This window comes from Acidovorax temperans, from assembly GCF_028596105.1.
In the GTDB taxonomy this organism is placed as follows: Bacteria; Pseudomonadota; Gammaproteobacteria; order Burkholderiales; family Burkholderiaceae_C; genus Acidovorax; species Acidovorax temperans.
The window spans coordinates 429957-447662 of the sequence record NZ_CP117193.1 but is presented as its reverse complement, the minus strand read 5'-3'; the positions used below and the strand labels follow the sequence as shown (position 1 = coordinate 447662).

Annotated in this window: 18 protein-coding genes and 4 pseudogenes; 6 read left to right on the top strand and 16 right to left on the bottom strand. The window is 61.4% G+C overall.

Annotation, left to right across the window (positions count from 1 at the left end):
- Nucleotides 1–10: 10 nt before the first annotated feature.
- The 5 genes from PQV96_RS02075 to PQV96_RS02055 all read right to left on the bottom strand — a co-directional run bounded on the left by PQV96_RS02075 (nt 11) and on the right by PQV96_RS02055 (nt 2059).
- Entirely contained in the window at nt 11–169 is a 159-nt protein-coding gene (locus PQV96_RS02075; protein ID WP_010791738.1) for a hypothetical protein, read from the bottom strand.
- 1 nt (nt 170) lies between these two features.
- The gene (locus PQV96_RS02070) at nt 171–821 is read right to left on the bottom strand and encodes a methyltransferase family protein (protein WP_003090238.1); all 651 of its coding nucleotides are present in this window, start codon (nt 819–821) and stop codon (nt 171–173) included.
- The gene (locus PQV96_RS02065) at nt 818–1057 is read right to left on the bottom strand and encodes a DUF2933 domain-containing protein (protein ID WP_003090237.1); all 240 of its coding nucleotides are present in this window, start codon (nt 1055–1057) and stop codon (nt 818–820) included. The genes PQV96_RS02070 and PQV96_RS02065 overlap by 4 nt, the downstream gene beginning before the upstream one ends.
- A gap of 11 nt (nt 1058–1068) precedes the next feature.
- The gene (locus PQV96_RS02060) at nt 1069–1470 is read right to left on the bottom strand and encodes a hypothetical protein (protein WP_003090236.1); all 402 of its coding nucleotides are present in this window, start codon (nt 1468–1470) and stop codon (nt 1069–1071) included.
- Nucleotides 1471–1624: 154 nt separating this feature from the next.
- Nucleotides 1625–2059 carry a hypothetical protein gene (locus PQV96_RS02055; protein ID WP_155714379.1) on the bottom strand — a complete coding sequence of 145 codons (435 nt, stop codon included), beginning with the start codon at nt 2057–2059 and terminating at the stop codon, nt 1625–1627.
- A 143-nt stretch (nt 2060–2202) separates the two neighbouring features.
- On the opposite strand from PQV96_RS02055, the gene PQV96_RS02050 reads away from it, so the two are divergent.
- Complete coding sequence (locus PQV96_RS02050; protein WP_273624417.1) at nt 2203–2625, top strand: MerR family transcriptional regulator; 423 nt, start codon at nt 2203–2205, stop codon at nt 2623–2625.
- A gap of 278 nt (nt 2626–2903) precedes the next feature.
- Here the strand turns inward: PQV96_RS02050 and PQV96_RS02045 are convergent.
- The 6 genes and pseudogenes from PQV96_RS02045 to PQV96_RS02020 all read right to left on the bottom strand — a co-directional run.
- Nucleotides 2904–3830 (bottom strand): annotated as a pseudogene (locus PQV96_RS02045) (IS5 family transposase); the annotation flags it as partial.
- A gap of 143 nt (nt 3831–3973) precedes the next feature.
- On the bottom strand, nt 3974–4246 hold the full coding sequence (locus tag PQV96_RS02040) for a DUF2933 domain-containing protein (protein ID WP_003097518.1): 273 nt from the start codon (nt 4244–4246) through the stop codon (nt 3974–3976).
- 33 nt (nt 4247–4279) lie between these two features.
- Entirely contained in the window at nt 4280–4765 is a 486-nt protein-coding gene (locus PQV96_RS02035) for a DUF411 domain-containing protein (protein WP_273624416.1), read from the bottom strand.
- Between the two features lie 37 nt (nt 4766–4802).
- Nucleotides 4803–5783 carry a copper resistance protein B gene (locus tag PQV96_RS02030; protein ID WP_207375620.1) on the bottom strand — a complete coding sequence of 327 codons (981 nt, stop codon included), beginning with the start codon at nt 5781–5783 and terminating at the stop codon, nt 4803–4805.
- Between the two features lie 25 nt (nt 5784–5808).
- Complete coding sequence (locus PQV96_RS02025) at nt 5809–7728, bottom strand: copper resistance system multicopper oxidase (protein ID WP_273624415.1); 1920 nt, start codon at nt 7726–7728, stop codon at nt 5809–5811.
- A gap of 234 nt (nt 7729–7962) precedes the next feature.
- On the bottom strand, nt 7963–8982 hold the full coding sequence (locus PQV96_RS02020) for an IS30 family transposase (protein ID WP_273624414.1): 1020 nt from the start codon (nt 8980–8982) through the stop codon (nt 7963–7965).
- On the opposite strand from PQV96_RS02020, the pseudogene PQV96_RS02015 reads away from it, so the two are divergent.
- A pseudogene (locus PQV96_RS02015) lies at nt 8962–11057 on the top strand (copper-translocating P-type ATPase). The gene PQV96_RS02020 and the pseudogene PQV96_RS02015 overlap by 21 nt on opposite strands.
- 331 nt (nt 11058–11388) lie before the next feature.
- Here PQV96_RS02015 and istB read toward each other — a convergent pair.
- The 3 genes and pseudogenes from istB to PQV96_RS02000 all read right to left on the bottom strand — a co-directional run bounded on the left by istB (nt 11389) and on the right by PQV96_RS02000 (nt 13020).
- The gene (gene istB / locus PQV96_RS02010; protein WP_207375575.1) at nt 11389–12174 is read right to left on the bottom strand and encodes an IS21-like element helper ATPase IstB; all 786 of its coding nucleotides are present in this window, start codon (nt 12172–12174) and stop codon (nt 11389–11391) included.
- Nucleotides 12167–12421 (bottom strand): annotated as a pseudogene (locus PQV96_RS02005) (IS21 family transposase); the annotation flags it as partial. The pseudogene PQV96_RS02005 and the gene istB, both read right to left, overlap by 8 nt.
- Entirely contained in the window at nt 12328–13020 is a 693-nt protein-coding gene (locus PQV96_RS02000) for a DUF1998 domain-containing protein (RefSeq protein WP_242638374.1), read from the bottom strand. The pseudogene PQV96_RS02005 and the gene PQV96_RS02000, both read right to left, overlap by 94 nt.
- Before the next feature lie 18 nt (nt 13021–13038).
- On the opposite strand from PQV96_RS02000, the gene PQV96_RS01995 reads away from it, so the two are divergent.
- The 3 genes and pseudogenes from PQV96_RS01995 (at nt 13039) to PQV96_RS01985 (ending at nt 15058) form a co-directional block, all read left to right on the top strand.
- Nucleotides 13039–14436, top strand: a complete 1398-nt coding sequence (locus PQV96_RS01995) for an acyl-CoA dehydrogenase family protein (protein ID WP_207375574.1) — start codon at nt 13039–13041, stop codon at nt 14434–14436.
- Nucleotides 14437–14551: 115 nt separating this feature from the next.
- A pseudogene (locus tag PQV96_RS01990) lies at nt 14552–14834 on the top strand (transposase); the annotation flags it as partial.
- A 98-nt stretch (nt 14835–14932) separates the two neighbouring features.
- Nucleotides 14933–15058 (top strand): hypothetical protein, encoded by a 126-nt coding sequence (locus PQV96_RS01985; RefSeq protein ID WP_273624413.1) that lies wholly within the window; start codon nt 14933–14935, stop codon nt 15056–15058.
- A gap of 56 nt (nt 15059–15114) precedes the next feature.
- Here the strand turns inward: PQV96_RS01985 and PQV96_RS01980 are convergent, their stop codons facing one another.
- Together PQV96_RS01980 and PQV96_RS01975 are read right to left on the bottom strand one after the other, a co-directional pair.
- Nucleotides 15115–15561 carry a hypothetical protein gene (locus PQV96_RS01980; RefSeq protein WP_242638407.1) on the bottom strand — a complete coding sequence of 149 codons (447 nt, stop codon included), beginning with the start codon at nt 15559–15561 and terminating at the stop codon, nt 15115–15117.
- A gap of 320 nt (nt 15562–15881) precedes the next feature.
- Complete coding sequence (locus PQV96_RS01975) at nt 15882–16922, bottom strand: IS630 family transposase (protein ID WP_044395424.1); 1041 nt, start codon at nt 16920–16922, stop codon at nt 15882–15884.
- 123 nt (nt 16923–17045) lie between these two features.
- On the opposite strand from PQV96_RS01975, the gene PQV96_RS01970 reads away from it, so the two are divergent.
- Complete coding sequence (locus tag PQV96_RS01970) at nt 17046–17495, top strand: HU family DNA-binding protein (protein WP_142083113.1); 450 nt, start codon at nt 17046–17048, stop codon at nt 17493–17495.
- The last annotated feature ends 211 nt before the right edge of the window (nt 17496–17706 follow it).

Genomic DNA, 17706 nt, shown 5'->3' with positions numbered 1-17706 from the left:
GGGTTCTCCGTTAGGTCTGGTCGCAGGCGATCAGCATTGCGTGTGTCGACGCCCGGCGGGGCGCGGCGCTCATGTCCGCATCCGAGCGGGAGCCGCAGCCATCGCCTTGCCCGTAGGCTGCAGCCAGGTACGGTCGATTGATGCGCTGACGCCAGCGGGTCTTCTTCATGTCAGCCTCGCTGGCGCGTGTCCGAGAGGGAGGGAAGGAAGCGCGGCGTGCGCGCGGCATAGGCGTCGAACTCGGCGCCGAACTGCTTGCGCATGTCCTTCTCCTCGTTGACAGCCAGCCTCGAATACATCACGACGAGGAAGGGGAACATCAGCAGCGTCAACAGCGTCGGCCACTGCAGCAGAAAGCCGAAAAGGATCGCCACGAAGGCCACATACTGCGGGTGCCGAATCCTGGCGTATGGGCCGCTCACGGCAAGTTGGGCGTGCCGTTGCGCGTGGTAGAGCACCGTCCAGGCGCTCGACAGAAGCCAGAAGCCGCCCCCGATGAAGATGTAGCTCGCGATATGAAGCGGGCTGAAGTGAGGGTCGCCGCTCTCGCCCAGCAGGGTCGACCAGAGATGGCCGCTGTTGTGCGACAGCAAGTCCAGACTGGGATACTTGGTCTGAAGCCAGCCGGACAGCACGTACAGCGTCAGCGGAAAGCCGTACATCTCGACGAACAAGGCAACAATGAACGCTGCGAATGTCCCGAAGGTTCTCCAGTCGCGCGAGGTCTGCGGTTTGAAGAAGCTGAAGGCGAACATGATGAAGACCGCCGAGTTCACGAGGACGAGCAGCCAAAGCCCATAAGCGGGCGCATCGTGGTTCATTTGCGCTCTCCCGGGTACGGTGGATTCGCCTTGCTACCGTCGCCTGGTACGGCATGGCGATGCATCAGCACATGAGCGATGACGCAAGTCGCCAGGAGGACCAGTGGCAGCGCGGCCAGGTAGTGCCCGCGGTGTTCCGTCAGCAGCATGTAGATGCTCACGGCCAGGAAGACCAGAAAGCCCAGGAACCATCGCGAGCGCGAAAACCTTGGACCGGTGCGGTGAGAAGTTGTCATGGTCGTCCTCCTCACTTCGCCGGCTCAGGCATCCGGTCCATCATCATCTGCATCATGGACTGGCACATGTCCATGCGCATTTCGAGCATTTGCTGCCGCTCAGCTGTCGGCGCCGACTCGGCTCCATCCTTCATTGCGCCCATCATCGCCATGCCAGCCCGCATGGCCTGCATGTGTTCGGCCATGAGCGCCTTGCGCTGCGCAGGCGTCTTCGCAGCCACCATCCGTTCGTGCATGGCCTGCATCGACTTCAGTTGCGCATCCATGCCCTCGGTGGTCGGCGCCCTTGGCGTCTCGGCCGCGGTCGGACTCGCACCTGCGGGGTGATGGGCCTGATGGTTGTCCTGCGCGAACGCAGACAAGGTGACCAGTGCGGCGCCAACGATGGCCGCGATCGAATGCGTGAATTTCATTTCTCTCTCCTTTAGCCGCGGGTGCCTGCCATTGGGGCGAAACCGATGTCGCCGCAAGCGGACAAAGCCCTATGAAAACTCCGTAGTCGGGTACAGAGTCAAGGCTTATGAGTTGTGCGCCGGGTGTGACCGACACGGCAACTCAAAGGAGGCGCTACAGCGCGAGACGCTCGAACAGCAGCCACGACGGCCGCTTGGGAGGTGGTCGCTGGTGACCCCTCGATGGGATGGCTCGCAGAGCCAACGTCGGAGCCAGCAGCTGGTCTCCATAGGCGGGAGGCGCCAAACCGACGAGGTCGAACGCGAAGGTTGGTGCTTTCTGAATGGCGGACTGGTTGACGTCGCCGCAGAGCTTCAGGCACGGGGCCTTCGACGGGTCGTGGGAACCTTCTTCGTGCTCACCATTGAGGCCTTCATGATTTCCATGCCCGGACGATGGGACATGCTCATACCCGACAGCATGCCGATGTTGCTGCGGAGACTCCAGAAGGCAGGCATTGGCCACCCCGGCCCCGAGCGCAAACAGCCATACCCCGAGCACCATCCACGCGATGGCGCGAATCCTGCGGTGGTTGAGAAGTGTGCGCATGTGCGGCCTATTGACCCATTGACACCTGTGATCCTATTCCCAACTGAGCTGCGGGAAATTGATTTGGATCAAATGGAGGCAAGGGTCAACTACGCGGTACTGCGTTATTCTGTGTTGCTCGTGAATAGACAGTGGATCGCTCGATGAACGAAGGTTTGGGTGATTGGATGACGGTTGGCAGGCTGGCGAAGGTCGCTGGTGTCGGCGTAGAGACAATCCGCTACTACCAAGGACGCGGGCTCTTGCCGATCCCGAAGACCGCGGGCAGCTTCCGGCGCTACCCCGCTTCGATGATCCAGCGGATTGGTTTCATCAAGCGCGCTCAGAGTCTTGGGTTTTCGCTGGACGAGGTGAAATCCCTCTTGGACCTGGAGGATGGACGGAATCGCCGAGCCATTCAAACTGTGACGCGGCGGCGCCTTGACCAGATCGATGAGAAGGTTGGCGACCTTCAGCGCATGCGAGGCGCTCTGAGAGACATGCTGGAGAGGTGCGAAGACACGGGAGAGGCGCTTCCTTGCCCTATCATTGCTGCGCTCATGGGGCCTTTGAATACGTCCGAATGATTGCGCGCTGTGAGGAACAGACGAGACCCAAGGAAAGCGAACGAGGCCTGTCGCACTTCGTTGGTAATGGTCGTGCGGACTGTTCGCTGCACAAAAATGCCGAATGAATTTTCAGCAATCTCACGGCCGACTTAGGGCAATGCTGAACAAGTAACGTCATATCCATCGCACAGCCATTTGAATGCCAAATGGCCCGCAAAGATACTGTGCTTTGCCCCACAGGGCCTGTTTCGGGAGCCTTTGAGCCCCCTTCGAACCCTTACGGGCGCACCTGTCCCAGCAAGCGCCAAGGCCGTGAACGCACGCGTGGCGTTCTTTTGCAGCCCGCGATAGCGCACCTTGCCAAAACCCCACAGCCGTTTGACCACCCCGAATACATGCTCTACGCGAGCGCGGATGCGGGACTTGTTGCGGTTCTTGGACCGCTGCGTTTCATCGACCACCCCGCACCTGCGTGTGCGCTGGTTGGTGAAGTCCTTGGCCCTGGGGGCTTTGCTCGCTATCAGTGTTTTCTGGCTGGCATAGGCCGAGTCGCCGTACACGCGTCGCTCATTGCCATGCAGCAGATCGGGCAGTGGGTGTTTGTCGTGCACGTTGGCCGCCGTCACCACGGCGCTGTGCGCCAGCCCGCTTTGGCTGTCCACCCCAATGTGCAGCTTCATGCCGAAATACCATTGCTGGCCTTTGCGGGTCTGGTGCATGTCGGGGTCACGCGCCTTGTCGGCGTTCTTGGTAGAACTGGGCGCGGCGATGATGGTGGCATCCACGATGGTGCCGGTATTGACCTTGAAGCCACGCTCCTGCAATTGCTGGCCTACCTTGGCAAACAGGGCTTCGCCCAGTTTGTGCTCATGGAGCAGTTTGCGAAACTTCAGCAGCGTGGTGGCATCGGGCACCCGTTCACGACCCAGGTCAATGCCCGCAAAGCGGCGCAGACTGGCACTGTCATACAGAGCCTCCTCGCACGCCAGATCGGCCAGGTTGAACCAGTGCTGCAGGAAATGGATGCGCAGCATGCGCTCTAGGCCAATGGGCGGGCGGCCGTTGCCTGCCTTGGGGTAGTGCGGCTCTATCACCTGACACAGAGCGGCCCATGGCACTATTGTCTGCATGGTCCGCAAGAACTCTTCGCGTCGGGTGGGTTTGCGCGAATGCTCGAATCCGTTGTCTTGATCTGCGGCCATTGCCAGGGTCTGCTGCTTCATCTGCGGATAACGTTTGACCCCCATCAACGGTGGACCTTAATCAGCGTTGCCTTAACCTTTGGTGTCTGGTGATCGCAGCAGGCCGCAGGCGCGCAAGGAGACAAGCGCGGCGTCGCGTGCTCGCACGGTGCGAGTGCCTCGACTCATTGCTTCTGCTCCTTGGAGGCTGCGGCACCTTCCTTACCCTGACGCGCGGCATGATCGTGTCCGCCGTGGCCGTGACCACGGTGCATGAACAGGTGCATCAGCGGACAAGCCGCCAGCAGCAGGAAGGGGAGATAGCCGGCAACATGTGCCGTATGCTCCTTGAGCAGGAAATACGCGGCGACAGCGGCGATGATGAGGAACGCCACGCCGTAGCGCGATCGCCAGAACCGGGGGCGATCGCTGGGGGTCTGTGTGTGCTGATGCTGCATGGCATATCTCCACGGAGAAGGGTTGATGGATGGTCAGCGATGCGACTGATAGACCGTGCTGCTACCGTTTTTCCCAATCAGCAGCACGTCGTAGGCGTCCTTGCGTCCACCATAGGCCGGACCATCCATGCCGGGCGAACCGACCGGCATGCCGGGCGCCGCGAGGCCGATGGCCTGCGGGGCTTCGCGCTGCAAGCGTTGAATGTCCGAGGCAGGCACATGACCCTCGATGGCATAGCCGCCGATCTGCGCCGTGTGGCAAGAACCGTACTTCTGCGGGATGCCCAGCCGCGTGCGCGCTGCGGTGTTCCCGGTGTCGAGAACCTGCACATCGAAGCCTGCGCCTTGCAGGTGTGAGACCCAGTCCTTGCAGCATCCGCAGCTCGGGTCCTTCCAGACCTTGGCAATCGGTCGGCTCTGCGCCAGGCTCGGTCCTGCGAGTGCCATCACCAATAAGCCAGCGATCAATGCCTGGCGTCTCGGCACTTTGCCCTGGCTTCTGTCGTAGTGCATGTTCATGGATCGCCTCTCATCAGATGATCAAACCCGCTAGGTTCTAGAACCAGAATCGCACGCCAGCCACCCAGCGCGTCTGCTGCGCACGGCCGCCTTCGGCACGCACATAGTCCGCGGTGCGTCCGAAGCTGCCCGCCCGTTCCACGCCGATATAGGGGGCGAACTGGCGACTGAATTCATAGCGCAGGCGCAAGCCAGCAGACGCTTCGGCCAGGCCCTTGCCGATACCGCGTTCCGGGTCGTCCTTGCCATAAAACTGCAACTCGGCGCGAGGCTCCAGAATCAGTCGCTGGGTCAGCAGCAGCTCGTAGCTGCCTTCGACACGCAGCGCCGTACGTCCACCACTTCCCACGTAGCCCGTCGCCTCCAGCTCGAACCAGTAGGGGGCGAGGCCCTGGATGCCGAAAGCCAACCATTGACGGCTCGGGCCTTCCCCGTTATCCACCCGAACGCCGAGCTGGGTGTCCCAGTACGGTGCGACGGCGTGCCCCCAGAGAAGCTCGGTACGCGATTCTTCGAGCTTTCCTTTGGCGATATCGCCTTCGGCCTTCACGACGGCCTTGTTGTAGGTCGTCCCATACCACGCCTGGAGGTCGTAGGCCGTGGAGTCGTCTCCTTTGCGCGTGAAGCGGCGTTCCAGAGTTTCGCCGCGCAACGAAAAGAACCTGTGTTCGTCGGCCAGCATCAGCCGCGGCACACCGGGTACGGCGTAGTCGCCCGATCCCAATGTCAGGCCATTGGAGTAGCCATGCGGATCGCGGGCGTCAGGAGGCGCCGACCCGCCCTGCATCTGCATGTTGCCGTGATCCATGGCCGGGGCCGCGGTCGAGCCGCTCGCCGACGTCGCGTGACCCGCGTGCGGGTCGGCGGCAGGAGCCACGGTCTGAGTAGATGGCGCGGCCGTTTGAGCGTCGGCCTGGCCGTGCGCTGCATGGTCGTTCTGTGCTTGTGCCTGGGCGGCGACGCTTACCAGGGCCGCAAGCGTCGTGGCCAGTGCGCGAGTGGGGAGTGCTTTGGACATTCTTGGTCTTCCTTGTGCGCTGGGTTCAAGACACCACGACTTCGCGGAACATGCCGGCATCCATGTGGAACATCAGGTGGCAGTGCCACGCCCAGCGGCCGAGCGCGTCGGCTGTCACCAGGAAGCTGACGCGTTGTGCCGGCTGCACCGGCAGGGTGTGGCGGCGCGCAAGGAAGCGACCGTCGGGGCTTTCCAGTTCGCTCCACATGCCGTGCAGGTGCATGGGATGGGTCATCATGGTGTCGTTGTGCAGAATGACCCGCAGCCGCTCGCCGTGTTTGAAGTGCACCGGCGTGGACTTTCCGAACTCCAGCCCGTCCAGGGACCATGCGTAGCGTTCCATGTTGCCCGTGAGGTGCAGTTCGACCTCCCGGCCGGGGCCTCTCTTGTCCAGCGGCCCCGACGGGGTATGCAGATCCGCGAGGGTCAACACGCGCCGACCGTTGTTGCGCAGTCCGATGCCGGGGTCATCGAGGTTGGTGCGCGCCATGTCAACGCGCATGTCCGTGCTGGCACCATACTCGGTGCGAGCGTGGCGAGCAGTAGTGCTGGGCACGGCCAGTCCCCCCGCCGCCGCGGCGTGTTGGCTGTGATCCATCGCCATGCCACCGTGGTTCATGGCGCCGTGATTCATGCCAGCCATCGCCCCATGATCCATCCCGGACATCGAACCCGAGCCCATCCCGGTCATGCCCGTCATGCCCGTCATGCCCGTCATGCCCGTCATGCCCGTCATCCCGGTCATCTCCATGGCCTGGCCGGACCCGCCATGGTCCATGCCCCCCATCATGCCGCCCATCATGTCGTTCATGGTCAGCCATTCGACCGGATCGAGGGCAGGCACGGGAGCTTGAAGACCTTCACGCACGGCCAGCGTGGCACGCGCGTAGCCTGTCCGGTCCATCGCCTGGGCGAAGATCGTGTAAGCGTCATCCCGTGGCTGGACGATCACGTCGACGGTTTCGCCAGGACCGAATCGGAACTCATCGACGGTCACCGGCTCCACGTCAACACCATCGACGTGCACCACCGTGAGTTTCAGTCCGGGAATGCGTACGTCGTAGAAGGTGTTGCCCGCACCGTTGACCATGCGCAGCCGCACGCGCTCACCCGGTCGGAACAGCGCCGTCCAATTGCCGGCGGGGGTGACGCCGTTGGCCAGATAGGTCAGCGTGGCGGCAGACAGATCTGCGAGATCCGTCGGATTCATCCGCATCTCGTTCCACATCTTGCGCTTGTCGATCGCAGCGGCCGTGCCGTCGCGCGAGGCGTCCCGGAAGAAGTCGAAGACGGTAGGTTGGTTGTAGTTGTAGTAGTCGCTTTGGGACTTGAGCTTGGTGAACACCCGCATCGGGTCTTCGTCGGTCCAATCCGAGAACAGCAGCACGTGGTCACGGTCGGCGCGGATGGTCTCGGCGCCAGCGGGGTCGATGATGATCGCCCCGTACATGCCCGTGAGTTCCTGGAAGCCGGAGTGCGAGTGGTACCAGTAGGAGCCGCTCTGCTGGACCTTGAAGCGGTACGTGAAGGTCTCGCCGGGAGCGATGCCATTGAAGCTGATGCCCGGTACGCCATCCATCTGATACGGCAGGATGATCCCGTGCCAGTGAATGGATGTGGCTTCACGCAGCTTGTTGGTCACACGGATTGTGACGGTGTCACCCTCGCGCCAACGCAATGTCGGTGCCGGCAGCGAGCCGTTGATGGTCGTAGCCACGCCTGGCTTGCCCGTGAAGTTCACGGGCGATTCGGCGATCACCAAGTCGAACTCGGTGCCCTTTAGCACAGGGGCGGCACCGCGCGTCGCGGAGCCTTGCTGGGCAAATGCCTTGAACGCCGGCGTGGACAGCCCAGCGAGAACGCCGCCGGCGGCTAACCCTTGGACGAAACGCCGACGAGAAAGGCCCTGTGGGGGCACGATAAAAAAGGGTGAACGAGGCGGCATGGCCTGAAATCCTCCATAGATGACTCGGAAGTCGTTCTAAACGCCACCCCATCCTGAGCGGCACAGTTCGACGCAATGCAGGTCATGCTATGGGTTGGACACTTACCACCGAATGACCCCTGAATTACATTAATGTAATGTTCGTGTCATGTTCGTGGAAGCTGGCAACCAGTAAATTGCTGATTGAAAGTGGAGGCGGTCTGAAATCTGAAGTGCAACACCGCTGGTTGATATTCAATGAATGGTAGCGGAGCTTTTCTCGGCGATAGCCGCCATGAATCGCTGAAAAGCCTGGTAGGGAGAATCCCAGCCGAGAGTCTGACGAGGACGGTTGTTCATCAGATCGGCCATGGAGTCCAGCGCATCCTGGTCATGCATGCTCAGGTCTGTGCCCTTGGGCATGAACTGGCGCAGCAGCCCATTCGTGTTCTCACAACTGCCTTTTTGCCAAGGGCTGTGCGGATCACAAAAGTACACCCGCATGCCAAGGGCTTGGGCGAGTTCCTTGTGCCGGGCCATCTCCTTGCCCTGGTCGTAGGTGAGCGTCTGGCGCATCGGCTGTGCGATCTGGCGCAGCTTGTTGGTGAACGCGGCCAGCGCACTGTCTGCGGATGCGTCAGGCATCTTGCACAGCAGCACCAAGCGCGTTGAGCGCTCTACCAGCACACCCACCGCCGATTGGTTGCCAGCACCCTTGATCAGATCCCCCTCCCAATGCCCCGGGATCACGCGATCATTGACCTCGGGTGGGCGAACATGGATAGAGACCATGTCTGGAATCTGACCACGCCGATCAGAGCCTGCTGAACGCGGGCGGCGTGTACTCTTGCCTTGGCGCAGCAGTGCGATGAGCTGGCGGCGCAACTCACCGCGCGGGTAGGCATAGATGGCGGTGTAGATGCTTTCGTGCGAGGCATGCATGGTTGGGTCCTGGGGATACATGCGCTGGAGTGTGCGTGCAATCTGCTGGGGCGACCACAGCCAGCACAGCATGGTGGTCACAAGAGTCCACAACGCCCCGCAGCTGTGCAGCTTCGGGCATGGCCTGGCCTGAATGCGCCGTTGCTGGCACAGGTGCTGCGCAGGCACGCTGGCATAACTGCCATGGCAGGCGTTGCGCCGCAACTCACGGCTGATGGTGCTGGGGCTGCGGCCTTGAAGGCGGGCTATGGCCCTGATGCTCCAGCCCTGCTGGCGCAGCGATGCCAACGTCACCCTGTCTTCTGGCTGCAAGTGTTCGTATCTCGTTCCCATTTGCGTACATTACCCTCGGTGAGGGTGTTGCACTTCAGATTTGAGACCGCCGAGCCTATCATCCCCTTGGACGCGGAAGACAACAGTGAGCTGAAGGATTTTCAGCGACGCTTCTGGTGGACGTTGCCGCTCACGCTGATCGTCACCACCCTGGCCATGTTCGGCCATCGTCTGGGATGGTTCAACATGGCAACCCAGAGCTGGGTCGAGCTGGTGCTGGTGCTGGTGCTGTCGCTGCCGGTGGTGCTGTGGGCCGCCTGGCCGTTCTTTGTGCGTGGCTGGCAGTCCATCGTTCATCGAAGCCCGAACATGTGGACGCTGATCAGCCTGGGCACCGCGGCAGCTTTTGTCTACAGCGTCGCCGCCACGTTGGCGCCGGGCGTGTTTCCCGAATCGTTTGTTTCGATGGGTCGCGTGGCCGTATACTTCGAGGCCGCCGTGGTCATCATTTCGCTGACGATGCTGGGTCAGATCCTCGAATTGAAGGCGCGTTCGCAAACCTCGGCGGCTATCAAGTCCTTACTCGGGTTGGCGCCCAAGACTGCGCGGCGCATCAACGCGGATGGAAGTGAGGAAGATGTGCAACTGAACCAGGTGCATGTCGGCGATCTGCTGCGCGTGCGCCCTGGCGAGAAAGTCCCGGTCGATGGCGTCGTTACCGAAGGCCGCAGCGCGGTGGATGAATCCATGCTCACCGGCGAGCCCGTTCCGGTAACCAAGCGCTTGGGCGACAAACTGATCGGCGCCACGCTCAACACCAGCGGTGCTCTGGTGATGCGCTCGGAAAAAGTCGGTGCAGCGACCGTGCTGTCGCAGATCGTGCAGATGGTGGCCAATGCCCAGCGCTCGAAGGCACCGATGCAGCGCATGGCTGACGTGGTGGCTGGCAAGTTCGTTCTCGTGGTGGTGCTCATCGCGATCACCACCTTCTTCGTCTGGGGTCTGTCCGGTCCCGAGCCGAGCTGGGTGTTCGGTCTGATCAACGCCGTCGCAGTATTGATCATCGCCTGCCCCTGTGCGCTGGGGCTGGCCACGCCGATGTCGGTGATGGTGGCCACCGGACGCGCTGCCACACAAGGTGTTCTGTTCCGCGATGCTGGCGCGATCGAGAGAATGCGTGAAGTCGATACCTTGATCGTGGACAAGACCGGTACGCTGACAGAGGGCAAACCGACATTCGACACCGCCATTGCGGCCACAGGCTACACGCCTGATGAAGTGTTGCGTCTGGCGGCTAGTCTGGACCAAGGCAGCGAGCATCCGCTGGCCGACGCCATCGTCAGCGCGGCACGCGCCAAAAGTATGCCGCTTAGCAAGCCAACCGACTTCGATTCAGGCAGCGGCATTGGCGTGCGAGGCACCGTCGAAGGCAAGCGCCTGGCGCTGGGCAATACGGCGTTGATGGAGCAGGAGGGCGTGTCGGTTGCTGCATTGCAAGCAGATGGCGAACGCCTGCGCGGCGAAGGTGCCAGCACCATGCATCTGGCCGTTGATGGCCATTTTGCGGGCATTCTGGCGGTGACCGACTCCATCAAGGAGAGCACACACGAGGCCACCAAACCCTGCACGACAGCGGTCTGCGCATCATCATGACCACTGGCGATGGCCTCACCACGGCGAGGGCGGTCGGTGCCAGGCTACGCATCGATGAAGTGCACGGCGAGGTCAAGCCCGCCGACAAGTTGGCATTGGTGGAAAAACTGCAGAAGGAAGGCCACGTCGTCGCGATGGCGGGGGATGGCATCAACGATGCCCCGGCGCTGGCCAAGGCCGACGTTGGCGTTGCGATGGGGACGGGCACCGATGTGGCGATGAACAGCGGACAGATCACGCTGATCAAGGGTGACCTGCGCGGTATCGCTGCCTCACGTCAGATATCCATCGACACCGTGCGCAACATGCGGCAGAACTTGATGTTCGTCTTTGTCTACAACGGCATTGGTGTACCGATCGCCGCCGGCGTGCTCTACCCGTTCACCGGCTGGCTGCTGTCTCCGATGATCGCGGCACTGGCGATGAGCTTGAGTTCGGCTTCGGTGATCTTTAACGCACTGCGGTTGCGCGGCATGAAATGAACGGGTTCCAGTTGCTTCGTCGTGAGGGTCCCATTCTGGGCGCGCAGCTCGGTCTGTAGGTATTACACGGACGTCTCGCAATCACCGAAGAGAACGAAATGCACAAGCAGTTCGGTGCAACATACGACACATATGTTGGCGCCGATTCAAAATTGAGCCACCGTGCCGATTGAATTTTGAGCCAGGGCTAATGGCCAACCTGTGAAGGTCGGCTGTGGATAAGTGTAGTGCCTTGGGTCGGTTTTGGTCTCCTTGGTGATCGAGCTCGGTGGTCGTCCGTTGAGGGCAAGCCGCGCAGGGCGAAGCCCGTAGCGGCTTGCCCTTGAACCGCTCAGAACGGCTCAGCCTTCTTGGCCTGTTCGCGTGCCTTGATGCGTTTCTTGGCCACGGCTGTGCTGTGCATGAACCTGTGGGACTCGTTGCCCGTCTCGACGATGTGGCAGTGGTGCGTGAGTCGATCCAGCAGTGCCGTGGTCATCTTGGCGTCGCCGAACACGCTGGACCATTCCTTGAAGTCCAGGTTGGTGGTGATCATCACGCTGGTCTGCTCGTAGAGCTTGCTCAGCAGGTGGAACAGCAAGGCGCCGCCTGCCTGGCTGAAGGGCAGGTAGCCCAGCTCATCAAGGATGATCAGGTCCATGCGCTGCAAGCTCGCTGCGATGCGGCCTGCCTTGCCTTGGGCCTTCTCCTGCTCCAGTGCGTTGACCAGATCCACCGTGGAGTAAAACCGCACGCGTGAGCCATGGCGCGTGATGCCCGCCACGCCGATGGCCGTGGCCAGATGCGTCTTGCCCGTGCCGGGGCCACCCACCAGCACCACGTTGTGCGCCTGCTCGGTGAACGCCATGCTGGCCAACTGCTCGATGAGCTTTTTGTCCACGGGCGAGCATTCGAAGTCGAAGCCCGCCAGGTCGCGGTGCACGGGGAACTTCGCCGTGTGCATCTGGTAGCTCACTGAGCGCATGGCCCTGTCCGTGACTTCCGCTTGCAGCAGGTGCTCCAGCAGCCAGCGCGAGCTCTCCAGCGTGGCGTGGCCGCCTTGCTTGACCAGGTCCTCCCAGGCCCCGGCCATGCCGTACAGGCGCAGCTCTTTGAACTCCTTGTCCAGCTCACGCATGATCGGCCTCCTGCATGTCGCTGCCAGCGCGCAGGCTGTCATAGCGCGCCGTGTCGGCCAGGGGTGTCTGGCTCACTTGCAGGTTGGTCGCAACCGTCTCGGGCAGGGGCTGCGCTTGCAGGCGGCCGAGCACGTTGATGACGTGCTCGGTGCTCACCCGCCCCGATGGCGGCGCACTCTCCAGGGCCAACTCCACCGCCACCAGCACGGCGTCCAGCCCTTGCTTGGGCACCTCGGCCAGTAGCCTGTGCCGCCGGGTACCGAGTCGTACAGCATGACGTAATGGCGGCGCGGCCCACCGTCTTTGCCAGGCTCGTCCTGCAGCACCATGCGCAAGTGGTCCACCTTGCCACCAAATCGGCGCTTGAGCCCCAACTGCACGGCCGCCATGAAGGACTGGACCACGCTCTCGTCCATGCCGTTCTTCGTATACGGCACCAGAATCCGCAAAGCCTCCGACTCGAACTCTCGGTACAGGTACAGGCACTCCAGCAAGTTGGCAGGACTGTCATCACCGTACTTGGGGCAATCGAAGCTATGGCTTTGCCCGCTCGGGTCGCTACTTCGTCGAGGAGGCTTTTGCACCTTGCCGCAGTGCTTGCACAGCTTGAATCCAGGTCGCGAAGACTCCTTGTCCGCCACCTTGAACGCCTCGCCAGGCTTGGCCAGCTCACCAAAATTCACGTCCCGGAACGTCACCCGGGAGATGAACTCAAAACCAAACGGCAGAGCACCCGAGCCAATCTGCCACGCCTCACGAATATGTGATGGAGAGAAATCCGCCATCAGCTGGCGCACGTAGTACTTGGGCTCACGGTCAACCGCATCGATTGGGTCGACTTCCACCCGTCATGGCACCAACTGATGTCGCTGGCCTGGAAGCACGAAGTTCCCACGCTCTCCTGGACGGCGAAACAGAAAAATCCTCACTTGGCGCGTGCGGTGCTGTCCTACCTGTGGAATCAGGTCGAACAAGGCACGGGCTGTCCCACGGGAATGGCTTACGCGGCGTATGCGGGGCTGGCTCGTGAGCCAGCGTTGAAGATTTGGGCCGAGAAAGTTCTGGGCACGGTTTACGAAAACAGCCGCCGGGAGGTAGCTGACAAACCCTCTGTGGTCATCGGCTACGCCATGACGGAAAAGCAAGGCGGCTCAGACCTGCGCGAGACACAGACCACGGCGGTCTATTCCCACTCAGCCGAGTACCACGGGGCCGTGGCGCACTGGTATGAGCTCACGGGCCACAAGTGGTTTTGCTCCGTCCCGCAATCAGATGGCTTCTTTACGCTGGCCAAGGTGAATGGTGGCGTGACCTGCTTCTTCTTTCCGCGGACCTTGCCTGACGGCAGCTTCAACCGGTTCTTCATTCAACGCCTCAAGGACGAGGCTGGTAACCGCTCCAATGCCGGCAGCGAAGTGGAATACAGCGGGACGATGGCGATTCGGGTGGGAGAAGAAGGTCGAGGTCTTCGTGAAATTTTGTCCCACTCACACCTCACGCGTCTGGACTTCGCGGTCGGCTCGGCGGGCTTGATGCGACAGGTGCTGACCCTGGCACTCAACCACACTACCACCCGGAACGCATTCGGCTCCAGTCTGGCCAAACGGCCCATGATGGCCAACGTGCTGGCTGACATGGCGGTGGAAGTCGAGGCCGCAACGCTCATGGCGTTGAGGGTGGCCAGGGCCACCGACCACATCGACACGAACCCTCAAGAAAAAGCCCTCGCGCGCGTGGCGACACCGGCTGCCAAATACTTCAACTGCTCACGTGTGGTGGCGATGGCCAACGAGGCGCTGCAGTGCCATGGTGGCAACGGTTTCGTGGAGGACCACCCGATGGCAAGGCTCTACCGCGAGGCGCCACTCAACAGCGTGTGGGAAGGTGCTGCCAACATGATGTGCATGGACGTGCGCCGTGCGATGCAACAGGAGGCCAATTCCCGGGATGCCTTGTTTGCCGAGCTGGCCGACGTGCGCGGACAGGATTCGCGATTCGATGCCTACGTCACGGCGCTGGGCCCACTGCTTGACGACATGCAGCATGAAGAATTCTTTGCTCGCCCGGCCACCGAGGGGATTGCCCGTGCGCTGCAAGGTGCAGAACTTCTGAGGCACTCAACGCCCGAGGTCATCGACATCTTCATGAAAACCCGTCTGGGTGGCGGGGCGAACAACTGGGGGGCGATGTTCGGCACCCTGGGCCCGGGGGTGACACAGTCCCAGGCTGACCGTGTGGTCGAGCGCGCTTGTCTCTGGTGATGCGGCGGGAGCTTGAAGCACTGGAAAAACCTGGTTCATGACACCCAATGCATCGAGGCTGGAAATCACCGGCGCAAAGCTGAGATTGAGGCGCTGCATGACATCTTGGGCAACTCTGATTCTGGACAACCTGCGGATGCATCACGCTAAGCAGGTCAAGGCGTGGCTGGCAGAGCACGCCGACGCCATCGAGGTGCTCTACCTGCCCAGCTACAGCCCGGAGTTGAACCCCGATGAGATGGCCAATGCAGACATCAAGCAAGCGGTGACCAAGCTGGCCCCGGCGCGCACGAAGCTGCAATTGGTGAAGGCCACCGCAAAGCACTTGCGCAGCGTGCAGCGTCGGCCCGAGCGCACGCAAGTACTTTGAGCACGGGCCGGTGCGCTATGCGGCTTGATGCAAGTTCACAGGGGCCGGATCAATAAGAGCTCCACTTTTCAGGGGCAACCTCATGACCACCTTGACCCACTACCAATACAGCGCTACAAACCCGCCATGACAGCCCTCTCCGATCCCATCGTCATCGGCCTGATGATTTTCAACATCGTGATGCTGCTCGGCTATTTCTCTTCCAAATGGCTCAAGGCATGCGAGCCCGGGGCCAAGAAAGAACATTCCTGAGCGCAGTTTGCTGCGCCTGTGATGGCCAAGGATCGAAGCTCTTCACTGAACTGCTGCTAGCCCAGCCGGAAGTTCCCCTTTTGCCCCTCACGAACCATCCCTGCATCAATGACCCTGCGCAATGCCAGGCCCACTGAGCCTTTGGGTATCCCTGCTCCGTCAGCAATGGCCACTTGCGTCAGAGGCTTCCAGCTGCGTCGATCCAGGACTTGTTTGAGATAGGCCAGGACCTTTTGGTCATTGGCGCTCAGGCGCTGACGTGGGCGAGCAGGTTCCGCCGTCACGCTCGCTGTCGCCTTCTTTCGCAGCGGTTGTTTGGGCTGCACTGGCTTGATCTGCACGTCCTGTGCTTCTTCAACGCCCAGGGCGCTGGGCTGCACACGTGCGCGTGGACTGCGATCGGACAAGTCCACCAGCACCGGGGGTTCGGCTGCTGCGAGCTCCATGGCGGCCCCGTACAGGGTCTTGAGCTGTTCTTCCATCGCCTGCAGCTCGTGTGCCATCCGTGCAATGCTGCGAGCTGTGCGTAGGCGCGATCAGCATCATTGCCGAAGGGTTCGCTGGCAACCATATGGACCACGCGACTGGCGTGTTGCTGTACGTCCTGGGCCAGCGCATTGCGCGCTGCGTACAGGTTTTCACCCGCCTTTTGAAGTAGTAGCAATGTCTTTGGGCTTATGGACATGAAGACTCCCGATAACGATCGCCACGCTTGCAATGGCGTAGCGTGCATTTGAAAGATGAAAGTGTATGGGAGCCTCGTTGTGGCGGCTGCGCATGCATCGGCGAGGCCCTGCTCCTATTGCTCCGGCCCCATGAAGTCTCAAGCGGCGGCATATTTGACGCGGGGATCCTGAAAGTAGCTCATCACCCGCTCGGGTGACTTCTCCAGCATGGCCATGTGTTCGTTGGCCGCATCGCGCAGTTTTGCCTTTGTTCTGACCGGGACCCGCTTGCCCATGGCCTGCTTGAGGTCGGCGTTCAAACGCTCTTCTGGGTTGAGTTCCGGGCTGTAGCTGGGCAGGTAGAACACCTCGATCTGTTCCTTTCTCTCTGCCAGCCACGCCTTGACCGGTTTGCTGTGATGTACACGCAGGTTGTCAAGGATCAGGAACACCTTCTTGCCCGCGTCCTTGATCAAGGCCTCCAGGAACTCAATCAACTTGTCGCTGTTGAAGGCCTCGTCAATGATCATCCAGCGTGCCTTGCCCCGGTTGGTCACCGTGGCGATCATCGACAGCTTCTGGCGTGTGCTGCCCACCGTGAACGCCACGGGTGTCTCACCTGCTGGTGCATAGCTCCTGCCGCGTACATCGGTGTTGACCAGTGCGGTCTCATCGCCCCAGTGGATTTCGCCGCCCTCAGCCTTGGCCTTGGCCTCGATGGCCGGGTAGTGTTCATCTAGCCAGGCCTTGACGGCTTCGGGGCGTTGTTCGTATGCCTTCTTGATGGGCTTTTGTGGGGTGAAACCCCAGCGTGCCAGGTATTTGCCCACGGTGCGCACACCCAATTTCAAGCCACATTCCTGTTCGATAAGCTGCATCACGGCGGCGCGACTCCACAGGAAGAAGTCCATCTTCAATTGCTCGGGACGTTTGTCGCAGATGGTCTTTTGGATGTGGACTTCTTGCTCGGGCGTGAGCAATCGGGCATCGCCTTTCGTGCGACCACGACCGGCTGGTTTGATGGCTGGCCAGCCGCCTTGCTCGAACAGATCAAGCACCTTGCGCACAGCCGGGTAGCTCAAGCCCGACATCTGCACCAGTTCCATGACTTTGATGCCCCGTTTGTGCAGTCGGATGACTTGCTTGCGCCGCTCGTGAAGCTGCTCCAGGGTTTGGTATCTCGCGTCTTCTTTGTCCATGCTGCTTCGAACGCGAAAATCAGCAGAAAGTTCAATCTTTATGGGGCCCGATCAATAGAATTGATTCGTCTGTCTGGATTCTTCCGTCAGCAAACATCCAACCCATTTATCACGAGACCCACCATGGCCACCGCAAAGAAAGCCCCCGCTCCTGCCAAGAAGTCCACGAAGTCGGCCCCCGCCGCCAAGAAGGCCGCTGCCACCAAACCCGCAGCAGCGGTCAAGCCTGCGGCAGCAGCCAAGCCTGTCGCAGCAGTCAAACCCATCAAGACGGCTTTCAACAAGACCACCCTGGTCGCCCACTTGGTCGAGCAGTCCGGTGTCGAGCCCAAGGCCGCCAAGGCCGTGCTCGCTGCACTGGAGTCGGCGATCCTGGGCTCGGTGCACAAGAAGGGTTCCGGCGAATTCACCCTCCCCGGTCTCCTCAAGATTGGCCTGCTGCAAGTGCCTGCCAAGAAGAAGCGTTTTGGCAAGGATCCGTTCACGGGTGAAGAGCGCTGGTTCCCTGCCAAGCCCGCATCGGTCAAGATCAAGACCCGAGCCCTGAAGAAGCTCAAGGACGCAACGCTCTAATTACCTGCCCAGCGTGATCCTTACGGCAACCTATAGGCCGGTGGATCCGCTGAATCCGCGCTGAGAGCAAGCGCCCCTGCCAAAGCCGCGTGGGCGATTTGCCTATCTGGATTGCGCCGTCCTTCGTCAGGTGGAAGTAGACGCGCATGCCAACCCGCCACCCCATGTCTGCCGGCAGCGCAACCCTCTGACGCCGGTCGATCCGTTCTGT